The sequence below is a fragment of the Halomonas sp. ISL-56 genome, assembly GCF_018612805.1.
In the GTDB taxonomy this organism is placed as follows: Bacteria; Pseudomonadota; Gammaproteobacteria; order Pseudomonadales; family Halomonadaceae; genus Vreelandella.
In genome coordinates this window covers 1-16,796 of sequence record NZ_JAGGRO010000019.1, presented here as the reverse complement: position 1 = coordinate 16,796, position 16,796 = coordinate 1, and the positions used below count along the sequence as shown (strand labels likewise).

The window sequence follows — 16,796 nt, the reverse complement described above, 5'->3', positions numbered from 1 at the left end:
AGAGTCGCCCCGGTCAGCGGCACGCCGTTTTTATTTATGCAGGGGCTAAGAGTGTGACGGTATGACCGCCGGTGGATTGTGCAAAAATTCGCGCAGGGCATCGAGGGGCATGGGGCGGGCAAAATAGTAGCCCTGGAAATAGTCACAGCCGCGCTGCTGAAGGTAGTTAAATTGCTCGGCTTCTTCTACGCCCTCGACCAGCACCTCCAGCCCCATTTTGTTTGCCATGGCGACAACGCCGTCGATAATGGCGGCGTCACGGCGGTCGGAGATCACATCGCGCACAAAGGAGCGGTCAATCTTGATGCGGTTAATCGGTAAGCGTTTTAAGTAGCTTAGGCTAGAGAAGCCGGTGCCAAAGTCATCTAGCGCAATTTGAACCCCCAGCGTACGCAAACTCTTTAACGCCTGGATCGCTTGTTCGGCACTGTCCATCAGAACGCTCTCGGTCAGTTCCAGCTCTAACAGCGATGACGTGAGGCCGCTGCTAGCCAGCACCTGCTCAATTGAGGCGAAAAAACCGGGCCGTTGAAACTGCATCGGCGAGATATTGACCGCCATAGTGATTTCACCTAACCCCAGGCCATTAAGCTGCTGGGCATCGCGGCAAGCGGTGGCCAACACCCATTCGCTGATGGGAATGATCTGGCCGGTATCCTCGGCAAGGCTAATAAAATCTGACGGCGGAATATTACCGCGCTCAGGGTGCGGCCAACGGATCAGCGCCTCAACGCCAACCACGCGACCACTTGGGGCGTGGATTTGCGGCTGATAATGAAGTTCAAACTGCTGCTGCTCAATGGCGTGCTGTAGTGCACTGCGCAAGCTGACCCGCTCGCTTACCTTGCGATTCAAGTCTTCGGTATACCAGTGATAGGTATTGCGCCCACGCCGTTTGGCTTTGTACATTGCCAAATCCGCTTGCTGGATAAGCTGGCGTGGTTTTTTTATGCTGCCATCGTTGATGGCAATGCCGATGCTGGCGGTGATGCGCAGCTCGCTGCCACGATACGAGTAAGGTGGTGAAAGCCCCTGAAGAACCCGCTCTACCACTTGTATCACATCATTTTGGTGGGCCAGATCTGGCAGCAGCACGACGAATTCGTCGCTGCCAAAACGTGCCACAGTGTCCCAGGGGCGCAGCTCATTCTCCAGGCGCTTGGCAACCTCGACCAGAATAAAATCGCCCACTTCATGGCCCAAGGTATCGTTGATCGGCTTAAAATCGTCCAGATCAATAAACAGCACGGCTATGTAGCGCTGGTAGCGGCGCGCCACCACGCACCCTTGCTCTAAACGCTGACCTAGCAGCAGACGGTTGGGCAGTCCTGTCAGGGCATCATGGTGGGCGTTATGGGCAAGCTGGGCCTGATATTCGCGCTGTTCAGAAATATCGTTCTGAACGCCAATAAAGTGGGTTACTTGGCCGTTTTCATCGAGAACAGGCGAAATGTACAGGTCGTTCCAAAAAACCGTGCCATCACGCCGATAGTTGCGTATGACCACGTGTACTTCGCGCTGTTCGGTAACCCCCTCCCGTAGCTGCTTAATGGTGGCGGGGTCGGTCTCATTTCCTTGTAGAAAACGACAGTTACGCCCCAGTACCTGACTGCGCGAATAGCCGGTAATGCGCTCAAAGGCGGCATTGACATACACAATTGGCCAATCAGCACGTTGCGCATCGACAATGATGACGCCATTGGTGCTTGACTCAACGCTACGCTCCAGCAGTTTTAGCTGGTGCTCGGTCAATTTACGCTCGTTAATATCGCGAAAATAGACCGCAAGCCCCTCAGTTGAAGGGTATACGTGCACCTCAAGCCAACTATTGAGCCGCGGATTGAACGCCTCAAAATGCACCGCTACTTGTTGGCTCGCGGCACGCTGATACTCTTTCTGAAATCTGCTGCCCACGGCGTCAGGAAAGATCTGCCAAATATGCTGGCCTAGCAGTTCGCCTTCACTGCGCTTCAACGTGCGCTCAGCCTCACGATTAACGTAGCTAAAACGCCAATCAGTATCCAGGGTAAAAAAACTGTCGGTAATGCTATCGAGGGTCATGGTAAGCCGGTGCGCAAGCTGGGTGAGTTCTTCGCGCAGCTGCTTTTGCTCGGTAATATCCTGCGACGCTCCCTGCACCTGAATGATGCGCCCCTCGTCATCGCATACCGCTTTACCAATGGCCCGAACCCAAAGGTGCTTACCTTGGCGGGTAATCACCTCATACTCACTATCAAAACTTACGCCGTGCTCACAGCAGGCATTGAATGCCGCCAGCAGGCGTTCTCGCGACTCCGGTGCATAGAAAGCGAACGCCTCTTTAACGCTGGGTTGAAACCCAGCGGGCATACCGTGGATATGGCTGAGCTCATCTGACCAAATTGGCTTGCCATCCGCCATATCGACATACCAACCGCCAATCAGCGCGGTTTCACCGGCAATTTTGAATAGGCGTTGGTTGCGCAGCAACTGCTCATCGGCGGCTTTACGGCGCGTAATCACCCGGGCGATTACGTAAATCACCCCTTCGCCAAATGAAGCCGTCACTTCTAGCCAATGCTGTTTGCCGGTTGCGGAAACGGCGCGCACCTCGAAAGGAATGACCTTTTCTCCTTGATGCATTCGCTTTAGCGCCCGCTCGATGACGGGATGATCAAGGGAATTCACCACAACGCCACAGGCACGCCCGATTAATTTTTCGGATGAATACCCTAGCAGTGTCTCGAAGGCTGGATTGACTTGCAGCAGCGTGCCTTCAAAGTCAATACAGCAGAACAGATCCTGCGAAAGCAGGAAAAATTGGTCAAGCTGACCTTGGGGCAACACTAAAGACATAAGATTTCCTAGGGAACAAATAAAACACGTTACGTGAGCATAATGAGTTCCGTTATTTTTACTGTGGCGTTCGGTGCTTTATGATGACATTTATCATAGCTTGACTCGCCGTGTCTGCGGTATAGGGAGAATAACGTGCTATCAATCACCAAACTGCGCATTGCCACGCGTAAAAGCCAATTGGCCATGTGGCAGGCGGAGTACGTTCGCGACCGCTTAATGGCGGCCCACGACGGCCTTGAGGTCGAGCTTGTGGCGCTGTCTACCAAGGGCGATAAAATTCTTGATACGCCGCTATCTAAAATTGGCGGCAAAGGTCTATTCGTCAAAGAGTTGGAAGATGCCATGCTGGATGGTCGCGCCGACATTGCCGTCCACTCGATGAAGGATGTGCCGATGCACTTCCCTGAAGGGCTGGGCCTTTCGGTCATTTTAGAGGGCGCCGACCCTACCGATGCGTTTGTCTCGAATCACTACGCCAGTATGGATGAGCTTCCCGAAGGCGCTCGCATTGGCACCGCCAGCCTACGGCGCGGGTTGCAGATGCGAGAAGCCCGCCCCGACCTGCAAATTCTTAACCTGCGTGGCAACGTGCAAACCCGGCTAGGCAAATTAGATGCGGGCGAATTCGACGCCATCATCCTGGCGACCTCTGGCCTCAAACGTTTAGGCTTGGATGAGCGGATTGCCCAGGCACTGCCGCCGGAAGTGTGCTTGCCCGCCTGCGGTCAAGGCGCGTTAGGCATTGAGTGCCGCCTGCATGATCCCGAACTGATAGCCTTGTTAGCCCCGCTGGATGACGCCGACACCGCAACGCGTGTGCGCGCCGAGCGGGCCATGAATACCCGTTTAGAGGGCGGCTGCCAAGTGCCCATTGCAGGCCATGCGGTGCTGGACACCGCCAATGAAACCCTGTGGCTACGCGGCTTAGTTGGCAATCCTGAAGGCACTGAAGTGCTGCGTGCTGAAGGCAGCGGCTCAATGCACGAACCTGAAGCGCTGGGTATTCGCGTTGCTGAAGATCTACTTGACCAGGGCGCTGGCGAAATTCTAGCTGAGGTTTATGGTCGCGCCATATGAACCAGCCAGTACTGATCTGTCGCCCAGGCAAGCGCGGAGAAGCACTTGCCGCTGCGCTACGTGAACGGGGCGAGAGCGTTGAATCACTGAACGTGATGCAACTTGAAGCCTTGCCAGAAGACCCCGCGATGCGGCAAATCTGGCTGGATATTGATCAGTACCATAAGATAATTGTCATCAGCCCCTTTGCGGCGACGTGTTTAAGCGAAGCATTGGATCGCTTCTGGCCACAACTGCCCATTGGCATCGATTACTACAGCGTTGGCAGCACCACCGCGGCGACGCTTTATGATCAGTTGGGAGTGCGCGTGCATGTGCCTTCGCCGAGTGCCGGTGAAGATACCAGCGAAGCGCTACTTGCGCTCGCCTCGCTACAGCAGTTAGCACACCAGCGCATTCTACTGGTGGCAGGAGAAGGAGGCCGCACCCTGATCGCTGAAACGCTTGCCGAGCGAGGGGCTCAGATAACGCGGGTGGCGGTGTATCGACGCACGCTCCAACCCCTCGCTCCCACTCTGCAAACGCGCTTTTTTTCAGGTAATTACCGGGCGTTGATCGTCACCAGCAGCGAACTGCTGGAACATCTGGCAAAATGGTGTAATCAGGCGGCCTTGAACCAACCGCTAATCGTTTCCAGTCGCCGTTTGGCTACACTGGCTGGCATACTGGGTTTTTGTGACCTTAAGGTGGCGTCCGGAGCTACGCCAGCTGCGTTGATAGCGGCGTTGGAGACCTGCGACCCACAGGGTGCCGATGTCGATCAAGGAACTTACTAAGGGCTAGCGACACATGAGCAAACAAGTAAACGATCAGGACGATGTACAACCCACGTCCGCCGATGCCTCCCAAGGCGTCCCTAAAACGACCGACAAAGCAGCTTCCACGACCGACGCGACTGAGCCCAACACGCCGACCGCAACGCCGAGCTCAACAACACCTGCTCAGAGCGATGCTAAAAATAGTCGGTCGCGGCGGCGTGGAAAGGGCTCGCCAGCTGCGAGTTCAACCGCTGCTAGCAGCGCTACCAGCACGGCTAAACCGTCAGATACCACGACAAGCAATGCAAGCGCCCCTGGCACACCTAAAGAGAGCGCCACTAGCCCTGCATCAGCTTCACCGAGTTCAGCGCAACCAAGCCCCTCTTCCTCAAGTGGGTCAGCTTCGAGCTCGCCATCTTCAAACGCCGCCTCGTCAAAGCCGACCAGCGACAAGTCATCGGCGGGCACCACGCCGCCCACTGGCCACAAAGGCAGCAGCCAGAGCGGTGGTGGCAAAAGCGGAGGCGGCAAAAGTGGCGGTCTCGCGATTGCCCTGGTGGTTATCCTGGCAATTGCCTTGGTGTTCGTCGCTTGGCAAGGTTGGCAACGCCTGGATAGTCAGCAGCAGCGCCTCGACGAACTGGCGCAACAGACTGAGGGTAGCGCCTCGCAACAGGCGGTTAGCGACCTTGAATCACGCCTGGATAGCGGTGAAGCCGAGCGCGATGAAGCGCTGCAGAGCACACTGGGTGACCTGCGTGATGAATTTGACAGCTACCGCAGCGACGTCGATGAGACCCTGGGCCAAGTGCTGGATCAGCTCTCTCAAGAGCAGGACACCGACGAACGCGAGTGGCTGCATGCCGAAGCGGCTTACCTGCTGCGTTTGGCCAACCAGCGCCTACAGCTTGAAGGCGACGTAGATGGCGCGGCAGCACTGCTGCGTACCGCCGACGCCCGCCTGGTTGATGCTGATAACCCCGCGTTGACCCCTGTACGCGAAGCGATTGCCAATGAGCTAGCCGCTCTAGACGCTGTCCCCCAGATTGACCGCACCGGCCTCTATTTAGCACTCAATGCACAGCAGCAGCGTATTTCTAGCTTACGTCTCTCCCAAGAAATTGAAGAGCAGGCGGTAACCTCTAGCATCGAAGAGCCGCCCACCGGCACTTTCCAACGCCAACTGGCGCGCTTCGGTGAAGAGCTCAAAGACTTGGTAGTGATCCGTCATCACGACGAAGCCCTGGAAGCGCTGATTACGCCAGAGCAAGAGTCTTACCTGCGCCAGAGCCTACGCCTGGTGCTGGAGCAGACGCAGTTAGCCCTGCTCAACGAAGAAAAAGCGCTTTATGACGCGAGTATCGATAAAGCACTACAGCTATTGAACGACTACTACGACACCACGCGCGAAGAGACACAAAGCGTTATTACGCGCCTTGAAGAGCTAAAGCAGGCCGAGGTAAAGCCGGAGCTGCCCGATATCAGCGCTTCACAGCAGGAACTCGCACGCTTTATCGAGAACCGCTATGAGACACGTGGCCAAAGCGGAGGTGATGCATGAGAAAGCTTGTTCTCCTCATTGTCGCAGGCCTCGCCGTCGGGGCTCTGTTTGGGCACCTGATGATGTCGGTGCCCGGCTACTGGCTAATCCGCGTGGGCGACTCTTCCATCCAAACCTCGTTTTGGTTTGGTCTGGTGCTGCTGTTTGCCGCCTTTATCGTCCTACACTTTGTGCTGCGCCTGCTCAGCGGCATTATTCGCCCCATGGGACGCTTTCGCAGTTGGAACAGCCGTGCCCGCAACCGTCGCGCCATGCAGCGCACCGTGCGTGGCTTGGTAGCGTTGACCGAGGGGCGCTGGAAAAAAGCGGAGAAAACGCTGCTTAACGCCGCCGATGACTCCAGCACACCGCTGGTTAACTACCTATCCGCAGCGCTGGCCGCCCATTACCAGGGCCATCACAGCAAATCCCAGGAGCACCTGAATCAAGCGGAGCTAACCACCGACGGCGCCGACACGGCAGTAGGCTTGATGCAGGCGCAAATGATGATTGAGCGCCAGCAGCCGGAAGAGGCGCTGGCGATTCTTAATCGTCTGGATAAAAAGCTTTCTAATCACCCGCAGGTGCTCAAACTACTCAAACAGGTACATTTAAGCGTCAATGATTGGGAAGGTTTACGGCGTTTGATTCCACGCCTCGCGGCGCAGAAGCTCATCACTCAGCAAGAGCGTGAGCAGCTGGAATTTAAAGCCTACCGTGAACTCATCGTATTTGAGGCGCAAAACCCCACCAACATCGAGCGGGTGCGTGGCCTTTGGGCCGATATGCCCGACTACCTGCGCGGCAATACCGAGCTGATCGTACTCTATACCGAGGCGCTGATTCAGGCCAACGAAGAGCCCATCGCCGAACGTCTGCTCAACCACTCGTTGGATAACCATTGGGACGCACGTTTAGTAAAACGCTACGGCTTGCTAAATGTGGACGCCGCTCGCCAACTTGTAAAAGCCGAAAAATGGCTGCAGGAGCGTCCCAACGATCCAGAGCTGCTGCTCGCTTGCGGCCGCCTCTCGCTACGCATCGGCCAGTGGCAAAAGGCGCTAGAGTACTTTGAAGCCAGCCAGCGTCAGCGCCCCAATGGCGAAGTTTGCGCTGAGCTTGCGCGCCTTTATGCAAGCCTTGGCGAGCATAATAAGAGCCAGCTCTACTACCGCCACAGCGTTGAAATGCTGGCTAAATCGCTGCCATCACTACCGCAACCCAGCGATGCTAACGACAGCAAAAAACCAGACAGTAAGCAAAAAGAGAGTAAAACCATCAAGAAAAGCGCCTAATTGAGCTTCTGGTATAACATTCAAGGGCGCCTTTTAGGCGCCCTTTTTAGTGAGTCAAGGTTTGGCTGGCGGCGTTTGGGGTGGCATGGTGGTCTCAACCGGCGCTTCAGCCACGACTGGCTGAGAAAGCGTTGCTGTGCAGTGACCGCAGCGGGTGGCTTTGATCGGCACCACCATCAAACAATAAGGGCAAGGCTGCTCTGTCGGGCTTGCCGGGGCCACCGCCTCTTCGCGCTTTAACCGGTTAATGGTGCGCACCAATAGAAAAACGACAAAGGCGACAATCGTAAAGCTCACCACCGCATTGATAAACAGCCCAACATTTAGCGTTACCGCCCCTGCCGCCTGGGCATCCGCCAGCGTGGCATAAGGGCCAGCCACACTCCCTGGCCGCAACACCACAAATAGATTTGAAAAGTCGACCCCGCCCACCAGCAAACCAATCAGCGGGTTCATGACGTCCGCCACCAGGCTCTGCACAATTAGCGTAAATGCCCCGCCGATAATAATCCCCACCGCCATATCGACGACGTTACCTTTTACCGCAAACTCACGGAATTCCTGAAAAAACTTTGCCATTTTCAAACGTCCCAACGTTTCGTTTTAGCCAATACCCAGCGTCATTTCATTCAATTAAGAGCATGGGCGACGGTACGTTAGGCGGCAAGTAAATTTATTCAGGTTGGAGCCTGTGGATAGTCACTCGCTGATATCAACGTTTAATGACTTACTGAAATCACACGGCATTTAGCGGAGTGGCTCACTTTGTGCGAAACGCTTCCAATAACGACGCCCGCTAAGTCACTTAATCCACGGCTCCCCATCACAATCGTATCTATGCCCTGGTCATTGGCAGTATCGAGTATCACCCTTACCGGATCACCTTGTACCAGTTTCTTTTCTACTTGCTGAGCACCCTGATCTTGCGCTGACTGAGCAGCTTGCATCAGCAACTGCTCTCCTGCTTTTTCACGTTCAGAAAAGGTAGCTTCAGCATTCAGGGCACCGACACCCCAAACTAGCGTGGTGGGATATGCTAAGGCTTCCGGGATGTGTAATAAATAAAGCGTTGAGGAATTCTCACTCAACAGCTTACAGGCTACTGACAACGCTTGTTGAGCGTTTTCAGAGCCATCAATCGGAACTAAAATGCGATTATACATAGCTGATTCAATCCTATTTATGTGCTTTGTTGAAACTAAAGTCTTAGACAATATTTAGCTTTTAAACAGTTAAATACTGGTAGCGTTGTAACCATTATTTAGCTGAATTAAGAAGACTCAAGATATACTGCTAAACAACGCACGGGCTCATGTCACGCAAGCAATTTCCGCACGTCAGATTGCAGCCAGCTTGAAAGCAGCAGAATGACAAAACCAATATTATTTAAGTAGCCGCTCATACCTTGGAGGTATCATGGAACTACGCCACCTTAGGTACTTTTGCATTGTGGCTGAAGAGCTTAATTTTACCTCTGCTGCTGAGCGCTTACACATGTCTCAGCCTCCACTTTCGCGCCAAATAAAGCAATTAGAGCAAGAAGTGGGTGCGGAGTTATTTGAGCGAAGCTCCAGAGGCTTGCGGCTCACATCATCTGGTGTTTTTTTTCAGCAGCATGCTCTGCAGATATTAGAGAAAGTAGAAGTGACCATTGATGCGACAAGGCACATGGCACGTAGTAAACGCGCCCTGTTCGGTATTGGTTTTGTGCCTTCTGTATTCTACGGGCAGCTTCCTATGCTTGTTCGTGATTTACGCCGAATGGATAATGTCGAGCTTTCACTGGCAGAACTAACGACAGTACAACAAATTCAGGCACTTAAAGCTGGCCGCATTGATATGGGTTTTGGGCGTTTACGCATCGATGACCCAGACGTCGAACAGGAGATACTCTTCGATGAACCGTTAATTGCAGCTTTATCCAGCGGGCATCCGTTAGCAGGCACGACCCCTAGCTGTGAAGAACTAGCTCGCTATCCACTCATACTCTTCCCAGCGAAACCACGGCCAAGCCTCGCGGACATGGTGTTAGGGATCTTCCGACGCCAGGGCTTAAAGGTCGAAGTGGTACAGGAAGCAAACGAGGTTCAGACAGCACTTAGCTTGGTGGCCTCAGGTATCGGAATTACGCTGGTTCCAGAACAGGTAAAACGCGTTCAACGGGATGGCATTTGTTATGTACCACTGGCAGACAAGACTATTACCTCACCTGTTATCTGTAGCCGTCGCCGCGGAGAAAAACCCTCTTCGCTAATGCTGGAAGCAAACGCTATTTTAGATGTGCTTGTTGAAAATCGCCGCTCTGGACGCTACCCATAACGGCCATTATCCAAGCAACTCAAGGCCGCAGTACAGCCACAGGGCAAGTAGCTTCGTGCAGCACTTCATGGCTAACACTGCCAGCAACCACTTGCGAAAGGCCACTGCGGCCATGGGTCGTCATTGCGAGCATAGTGTTGTGGCTATCAGCTAAGTAACTGACGATAGAGTCGGCCGGGTCGCCATGCAGCACCTCCCAATCAACCTCAATCGCTTGTTCACTCTCGACACGACGCGCCAAAGCGGTTAAGTAGGCTGATTCCATCACATCCGTATGACCTAGCGCCGTTGGCTTTCTGGCCACCGAAGTATCAATCACTTGCAGCAGTTGAAAACGCGCGCCCAAGCGCTTAGATAGGGATGCCATATGCGGCAGCATATGCTCAGAGAGCTTAGAGCCATCGACACACACGGCTAATACGTCAATACGCTGATGAACACGGCTGTCGTAACGAGGTCCGCACAAGTAAACCGGACGATGGGCTCGACGCACCACACCAGCAGTGACGCTTCCAATCAGCATTTCCGGCACCGGACGGCGACCGTGGGCCATCATGCATAGTCCAGCATCATCGCGGCTGGCAAGCTCACCGAGATACGCCTTGGCACTCTCATGGGCAACCACGTCAAGCGCTATTGCTTCCAAATGGTGAGCCGACATAAGCGATTGCAACTGAGATTGCCTTGCGGCGATATTATCTTTTCCTGGTACCACTGAGATAACGCTTATATCCACTTCTAACTGTGCTGCTAACCTCTGGCCAAATACCAGTGAACCTATAGAGGCTTCACTATCGTCAAGCGCCACAAAAATCTTTTCCATGGTTATACTCCTACTACCGCCACAGTAGTGACTATTGTTATTGGTTTTTACGCTTAAGCGAACGAAAACGACGGTGCAAGAGGTTGTAGGCAAGCGCCCCAACAACCACTCCCCAAAAAGCAGAGCCCAAATCTAAGAAACTAACTCCCGATGCCGTGGCAATAAAAGTAATGACTGAGGCCTCCAGGTGATTTTTTTCGGCGGCAAACGCACTGACATTGCTTGAAATAGCGCCAATCAACGCTAAACCCGCCAGTACAGCGACAAATTCACTGGGCAGCGAGGTAAAGAGCAGCACGATAGTGCCTGCGAAAGTGCCACCGATTAGGTAGAAGACGCCATTGGCCACTCCGGCCACGTAACGCTTGTCGGGATCTTCGTGCGCTTCTTTGCTGGTGCAAATTGCCGCCGTAATCGCCGCGATCACTGTGGTGATGCCACCGAAAAAGGCTGTCGCAAAGGAGGTCAGGCTAGTCAACGTGACAATCGGCTTAGCCGCCATGTTATAGCCAGAACTGCGCATGATCGCCATACCTGGCAAGAACTGGCCTGTGAGGCTAACCAATACCAGCGGGATGGCCAGGCTCAAGGTAGCCTCCCATGTCCACACAGGACGGATGAACTGCGGCTCGGCAAGCTGTATAGAAACGCCCTCCAGGCTTGCGCCTTCTAAAACGACAGCCAAAACGACGCCAACTACCAACAAGAGCACTAGGCTATAACGCGGCGTTAGCCGCTTAAATATGAGATAAGCGATAATCATACCAATCGCCAACGCTGGCACGCTCTCCAATGAGACAAAGATACCTACGCCAAACTGAAAGAGAATACCCGCCATCATCGCGCTAGCGATACCGGGAGGAATCATCTGAATAATACGATCAAAGGAGCCAGTGATACCGATCACGAAAATGATCAATGCCGCGGTTAAGTAGGCGCCTACCGCTTCATTGAGTGACAGCCCTGGGAATAAGGTTACCAACAAAGCAGTACCTGGTGCCGACCAAGCGGTCACTACGGGCACCTTCAGCCAAAGGCTAAGCAAAATACCTGAAACAGCAGCCCCCATAGAGATGGCCCAGACCCACGATGTCATCATCGCGTTCGATATTTCGGCGCTTTGAGCCGCCTGAAAAAAGATAGCGAGCGGACCAGAGTAAGAGATCAGCACGGCCACAAAACCAGCCGTAATCGCCGGAATCGACCAATCCCTGTGCAATTGCTTATAAAATTGCATACTACAAACTTCCCAATGTCGTTAAATTTGACTAATAGCCAACATCAGCTCCGACAAGCACTTGCTTGCCGGAGCCAGATTATTAAGCGATGCCGAGATGGGTTTCGAGTATCGATGGGTTGTCTTTCAGCCCCTTAGAATCGCCGCTATAGACCACTTCACCTTTGACCAGTAGCAGGTGTTTTTCCGCTATATCGAGTAAGTTATCGATATTTTTATCGACAATGATGGTCGAAATACCGGTCGCCTTAATGTCATGGATGATTTTCCAAATCTCGTCACGAATCAGCGGCGCGAGTCCTTCGGTCGCTTCATCAAGGATCATCAGGTCGGGGTTTGTGGTCAGCGCGCGGCCAATGGAAAGCATCTGCTGCTCACCACCTGATAGAAAAGAACCATCGTGATTAATACGTTGCCCTAACCGCGGGAACGTATCCAAGACGCGCTCATATGTCCAAGGGGTCTCTCCACGCGCGTTAGGACGTGCAGCCATAATAAGGTGTTCACGCACGCTGATCCCTGGAAAAATACCGCGTCCCTCCGGCACGTAGCCGATGCCTTGTCGAATCAGTTGCCAAGGCCGGCGCTTCGTTGCGGAGATACCTTTGATAAAGACCTCTCCCCGTCGTGGCGGCACAAAGCCAAGAATCGACTTCAGCGTCGTGGTCTTGCCCATTCCGTTACGGCCCAAGAGACTCAGCGTCTCACCGGGCATCAGGGTCAAATCTACCCCATGTAAAATATGGCTCTCACCGTAATAAGTATGCAGTCCGCGCGCCTCAACCAATGGAGAAGTGGTGTTTTCTACGCTCATGCGGTTGCCCCTTTATCATGACGCCCCAAGTAGACATCGCGTACCTGTTCGCTGGTGCGTATTTGTTCAGTCGGTCCGCTTTCCAAAACGCAGCCATCAACCATGACGGTGATACGATCAGCCAGTCGGAACACCGAGTCCATATCGTGCTCAATCAAAACCAAGGTATAGCGATCCGTAAGGCTCGCGAGCAATTCGGTTACCTGGACTGTTTCCTCGCGTCCCATACCCGCCATCGGCTCATCGAGTAGCATCAGCGACGGTGCCGTCGCCAGCACCATGGCGATCTGCAGTTGCCGCTGTTCGCCATAGCTCATATCAGCTGCCGTCGTATAAGCACGGTGAGTCAATTGGCAGGTATCAAGCACTTCCTGAGCACGCTCGCTAACCTTGCGGGCTGTTTGTCGGGAACGCCAACTGCCAAACACGCCGCCCATATGAATACGCGCAGCTAATTCACAGTTCTGCAGACAGCTGAGACGCGGGAAGATATTGGTCTTCTGATGACTGCGACCGATACCCATACGCGCAATGTGGCGAGCGCTTTTGCCTTGGATTGGGTCGCCGTGATAGAGCACCTGCCCTTCAGATGGGGGGATCTCCCCGGAGAGAAGATTAATCAACGTGCTTTTACCCGCGCCATTAGGCCCCAAAATGGCGTGTATTTCGTTGGATTTAACATCAAAATCAACATCGTTGACGGCCACTAAACCCCCGAAGCGACGGGTTAAACCATGGGTAGCTAATACAATTTCATCGCGCATTGCTCAGTCCTCCTTACTCTGTGTGACGGGTTGAGAGGAGGCTCGTGCAGACGAATTTTCTGTTTCGAGCGTTTCAGCATTCGCGGGGTGCTTGCGCTGCCAGGGCGGCGCAATAATCAAGCCAGCAATACCGCGTGGTAACACTAATACGGCCACGATGATGGTTAGCCCCATCAGTATTGGCCAATGAGTGGTGGCATGTTCGTAGAGGTAGAGCAGAATTTCATAGGCAAAGGCGCCTAAAATGGGGCCAAAAACGGTTCCCATGCCGCCTAAAATCAGCATCATTAACACTTCTCCAGAGGTGTGCCAACCAAGCTGTGCGGGACTCGCAAAACCGTACTGCATTGCCGCTAGCATCCCGGCTATTGCCGCCATTACCCCTGCGATAACAAAGGCCACCAGCTTGTAGCCGCCGGTGGCGTAACCAAGGGCCTGCATACGGTGTTCGTTGTCATGGATACCGTCAAGCACCTGCCCAAAGTAGGAGTGGGTCAGCCAGCGTAAAAAGAAATACCCGATCACCAGCGTCCCCAAACAGAAGTAGAAGAAGCTATAAGGGTTATCAAGATCGACTAACGTGTTCTCACCAACAGTGACGCTTGGGCGGAACATAATGAAGACACCATCAGTACCCCCTGCAAACTGTGAGGTGCTAATGAAGTAATAAAGCATCTGACCAAACGCCAGGGTGGTCATGATGAAGAAAATTCCATTGGTGCGAATGACCAGTAGCCCCACTATTAAAGCGGCAAGAGCTGACACGCCCATTACCAGTGGCAGCATCCACCACATTGATGCTGGACTGAAATCCGGGCTAGCCAATGCCAACGTATAAGCGCCAAGTCCAAAAAACAGGGCGTGCCCTAAACTCACTAAGCCAATCATGCCAACGAGTAAATCCAGGCTCATCGCGAACAGGGCCAAAATCAGCATCAGCGTCAGTTTTTCTAAATAAAAATCAGCTTTGCTGCCAAATACCGCTTCTCCCCAAAGAGGAAATAGCGCTACAAGAGCTGTTAAAGCCAACATAATGAAAGCAACACGCTTGGGGTATCTATGTAACATTTCTCACTCTCCTCAAGCGAACAAGCCGCGTGGCTTAACCAACAAGACGGCGGCCATGATCAGATAGATCACCATGCTGGCAAGACTTGGAATCAGAACCGAACCAAAAGTGGTGGCCATGCCAATCAGAATGGCGCCCCAGAAAGCCCCTTTGATAGAACCGATGCCGCCGATGACCACGACCACAAAACAGGTAATGAGGATGCTATCGCCCATACCTGGCGCGATGGACGTAAGCGGTGCGGCGATCATTCCAGCGAAGGCAGTCAGTGCGACCCCAACGCTAAAGATAAGCGTAAAGAGGGTTCTTACATTGATCCCTAAACCTTCCACCATGTCGCGATTCACTGCACCAGCACGAATGATGATGCCCAGGCGCGTATGGCGAATAACCCAATAGATCACGCCTGCTAATGCTAAGCAGACCCCCATCACAAAGAGCCGGTAGACCGAGTACTGAAGGTTGTCGGTGAGTTGAATACTGGTATCAAAAGGCGCGGGCACTGGAATACGATGCACATCGCCCCCCCAGATAATCCGCTGCGCTTCGTTGAGTACTAAAATCAGCCCAAACGTCAGTAGGACCTGATATAGATGATCGCGCTTATAAAGCGTATCGAGAAACAAACGCTCAATGATGAGCCCTAGTGCAATCGCGATGGGGATGGCCACCAGAATGGCGAGCCAAAAATTGCCCAGTCGGAGTGTGAGGTCATAGACCAAATAAGCACCGATCATATACATGGCGCCATGGGCGAGATTAATAATCCCCATAATGCCGAAGATCAGCGTCAAACCGCTGGCAATCAAAAAAAGTAGCAGGCCGTACTGCAGGCCGTTAAGGAGCTGTACGCTGAAAAATGCGAGATCCATGAGATCCCTCCGAAAATCAGAGTGAGGGACGGGCTAGATGCCCGCCCCATAGTGCATAAAGATGCCGTTACATTTGGCAAGCTTCATCGGGTACTTCTAGATTCTCGGAAGCGATGCTGACGACTTCATGCTTGCCGTCGCGGATCTCTCGCAGGTAAACATTTTGGATGGGGTGGTGGGAGTTAGAGAAGCTTAAAGGCCCACGCGGGCTTTCCAATTGGACATTGGCTAATACATCTATCAAGCGTTCTTGATCTGACGTATCGCCACCCAATACAGAGAGCGCTTGGATCAGCATCATGCCTGTGTCATAGCCCTGTACCGCATAGGTATCAGGCATTTCTCCGTAGGCATTTTCGTAGGCTGAAACGAAGGATTTGTTGGCATCATTTTCGAGGGTTTCGGCGTAGTGTAGCGTGGTCATCACGCCTTCCCCGGCATCACCCAGAGCCGCTAAATTACCCTCGGTAAGGAAGCCTGACCCTAGCAGCGGAATACTCTCTTTGAGTCCTGCTGCTGCATAATCCCTAACGAAGCTCACCCCGCCGCCACCGGCAAAGAAGGTGTAGACCGCATCTGGTGCTAAACTGGCGATTTGCGTCAGGTAACTCTGGAACTCAGTGCTAGGAAAAGGCACTAAAATTTGCTGGACGATTTCACCGCCTTCAGCGGTAAACGCCTCCTCAAAACCAGCGAGATCTTCCTTTCCACCTGCGTAATCCCAAGTTATGGTTACAATCTTGCGGTGCCCTTGATCGTAAGCCACTTTGCCCATCGGGTAGCTGTCCTGCCACATGCTGAACGAGGTGCGGAAAACGTTCGGCATGCACAGCTCATTAGTCGCAGCGCCTAGCCCCGCATTAGGAATAATGGTAATCGCACCGGTCTGTTTAGCCACTCGCAGCATGCCCATAGCAACGCCTGAGTGTACGGGCCCAATGACGAAATCCACATCGTCGCCATTGACCAAACGACTCATATTTTGAGGCGCTTTAGATGGGTCAGCTTCTGAATCAAGTTCAATGTATTCCACATCACGACCACCCAACTGGCCACCCTCTTCCTCAATGGCCAATTTCAAACCATTAGTGATGGCTTCTCCAAGGGCTGTGTAGGTGCCTGAATAGGGAAGCATCAAGCCAAGTTTCACCGGATCTTCATTGGCAACGACACTCCCTGCTGACAGCATGGCAGTGGCACTAAGGAGAGTGGCTAGGGAGGTCTTTTTAAATGTTTTCATTATATTTTCACCAGGGTTCAGTTGTTATGAAGTTGTTTTGGCTACGAATACAGCAATAAGCGACATCCCTGTCTTATCAAGTCACACGTGATATACGTCGATAACCTGATGGATATAGTCGTTATTCAGCTGCACGACTTTTCTTGTGAT

The 16,796-nt window shown here is 53.2% G+C and carries 16 protein-coding genes; 5 read left to right on the top strand and 11 right to left on the bottom strand.

Annotated features, from left to right (window positions below; translation table 11 throughout):
* Positions 1 to 45 precede the first annotated feature (45 nt).
* Positions 46 to 2,835, bottom strand: a complete 2,790-nt coding sequence (locus tag J7J49_RS15895) for a bifunctional diguanylate cyclase/phosphodiesterase (RefSeq protein ID WP_215093965.1) — start codon at positions 2,833 to 2,835, stop codon at positions 46 to 48.
* A 135-nt stretch (positions 2,836 to 2,970) separates the two neighbouring features.
* On the opposite strand from J7J49_RS15895, the gene hemC reads away from it, so the two are divergent.
* Together hemC and J7J49_RS15885 are read left to right on the top strand one after the other, a co-directional pair.
* Entirely contained in the window at positions 2,971 to 3,915 is a 945-nt protein-coding gene (hemC, locus tag J7J49_RS15890) for a hydroxymethylbilane synthase (protein ID WP_064235736.1), read from the top strand.
* Positions 3,912 to 4,691, top strand: a complete 780-nt coding sequence (locus tag J7J49_RS15885; RefSeq protein WP_215093963.1) for a uroporphyrinogen-III synthase — start codon at positions 3,912 to 3,914, stop codon at positions 4,689 to 4,691. Before hemC ends, J7J49_RS15885 begins: the two co-directional genes overlap by 4 nt.
* Positions 4,692 to 4,856: 165 nt before the next feature.
* Here the strand turns inward: J7J49_RS15885 and J7J49_RS15880 are convergent, their stop codons facing one another.
* Positions 4,857 to 5,204, bottom strand: coding sequence for a hypothetical protein (locus tag J7J49_RS15880; RefSeq protein ID WP_215093961.1), 348 nt, complete (start codon positions 5,202 to 5,204; stop codon positions 4,857 to 4,859).
* Between the two features lie 25 nt (positions 5,205 to 5,229).
* Here J7J49_RS15880 and J7J49_RS15875 point away from each other — a divergent pair, with 25 nt between their 5' ends.
* The gene (locus J7J49_RS15875) at positions 5,230 to 6,234 is read left to right on the top strand and encodes a uroporphyrinogen-III C-methyltransferase (RefSeq protein ID WP_165603394.1); all 1,005 of its coding nucleotides are present in this window, start codon (positions 5,230 to 5,232) and stop codon (positions 6,232 to 6,234) included.
* Positions 6,231 to 7,508, top strand: a complete 1,278-nt coding sequence (locus tag J7J49_RS15870; protein ID WP_064235739.1) for a heme biosynthesis HemY N-terminal domain-containing protein — start codon at positions 6,231 to 6,233, stop codon at positions 7,506 to 7,508. Before J7J49_RS15875 ends, J7J49_RS15870 begins: the two co-directional genes overlap by 4 nt.
* Positions 7,509 to 7,562: 54 nt before the next feature.
* On the opposite strand, the gene mscL is transcribed toward J7J49_RS15870, so the two are convergent.
* Positions 7,563 to 8,087, bottom strand: a complete 525-nt coding sequence (gene mscL / locus J7J49_RS15865) for a large-conductance mechanosensitive channel protein MscL (protein WP_064235740.1) — start codon at positions 8,085 to 8,087, stop codon at positions 7,563 to 7,565.
* A gap of 140 nt (positions 8,088 to 8,227) precedes the next feature.
* On the bottom strand, positions 8,228 to 8,671 hold the full coding sequence (locus J7J49_RS15860) for a universal stress protein (protein ID WP_215093959.1): 444 nt from the start codon (positions 8,669 to 8,671) through the stop codon (positions 8,228 to 8,230).
* Positions 8,672 to 8,924: 253 nt separating this feature from the next.
* Between J7J49_RS15860 and J7J49_RS15855 the strand changes: the two genes are divergently transcribed.
* A complete protein-coding gene (locus tag J7J49_RS15855; RefSeq protein WP_215093957.1) occupies positions 8,925 to 9,827 on the top strand; it encodes a LysR family transcriptional regulator in 903 nt (300 codons plus the stop codon).
* Between the two features lie 19 nt (positions 9,828 to 9,846).
* On the opposite strand, the gene J7J49_RS15850 is transcribed toward J7J49_RS15855, so the two are convergent.
* The 7 genes from J7J49_RS15850 to J7J49_RS15820 all read right to left on the bottom strand — a co-directional run bounded on the left by J7J49_RS15850 (position 9,847) and on the right by J7J49_RS15820 (position 16,646).
* Positions 9,847 to 10,650 carry a universal stress protein gene (locus J7J49_RS15850; RefSeq protein ID WP_215093955.1) on the bottom strand — a complete coding sequence of 268 codons (804 nt, stop codon included), beginning with the start codon at positions 10,648 to 10,650 and terminating at the stop codon, positions 9,847 to 9,849.
* Between the two features lie 37 nt (positions 10,651 to 10,687).
* Positions 10,688 to 11,887, bottom strand: coding sequence for a benzoate/H(+) symporter BenE family transporter (locus tag J7J49_RS15845; protein WP_215093953.1), 1,200 nt, complete (start codon positions 11,885 to 11,887; stop codon positions 10,688 to 10,690).
* Between the two features lie 82 nt (positions 11,888 to 11,969).
* Entirely contained in the window at positions 11,970 to 12,701 is a 732-nt protein-coding gene (locus J7J49_RS15840; protein WP_215093951.1) for an ABC transporter ATP-binding protein, read from the bottom strand.
* Entirely contained in the window at positions 12,698 to 13,465 is a 768-nt protein-coding gene (locus J7J49_RS15835; RefSeq protein ID WP_215093949.1) for an ABC transporter ATP-binding protein, read from the bottom strand. Before J7J49_RS15835 ends, J7J49_RS15840 begins: the two co-directional genes overlap by 4 nt.
* Before the next feature lie 3 nt (positions 13,466 to 13,468).
* Complete coding sequence (locus J7J49_RS15830) at positions 13,469 to 14,533, bottom strand: branched-chain amino acid ABC transporter permease (protein WP_215093947.1); 1,065 nt, start codon at positions 14,531 to 14,533, stop codon at positions 13,469 to 13,471.
* A gap of 12 nt (positions 14,534 to 14,545) precedes the next feature.
* Positions 14,546 to 15,406: a branched-chain amino acid ABC transporter permease gene (locus J7J49_RS15825; RefSeq protein WP_215093945.1), complete on the bottom strand. Its 861-nt coding sequence runs from the start codon at positions 15,404 to 15,406 to the stop codon at positions 14,546 to 14,548.
* A 67-nt stretch (positions 15,407 to 15,473) separates the two neighbouring features.
* Positions 15,474 to 16,646, bottom strand: coding sequence for an ABC transporter substrate-binding protein (locus J7J49_RS15820; RefSeq protein ID WP_215093943.1), 1,173 nt, complete (start codon positions 16,644 to 16,646; stop codon positions 15,474 to 15,476).
* Positions 16,647 to 16,796 lie beyond the last annotated feature (150 nt).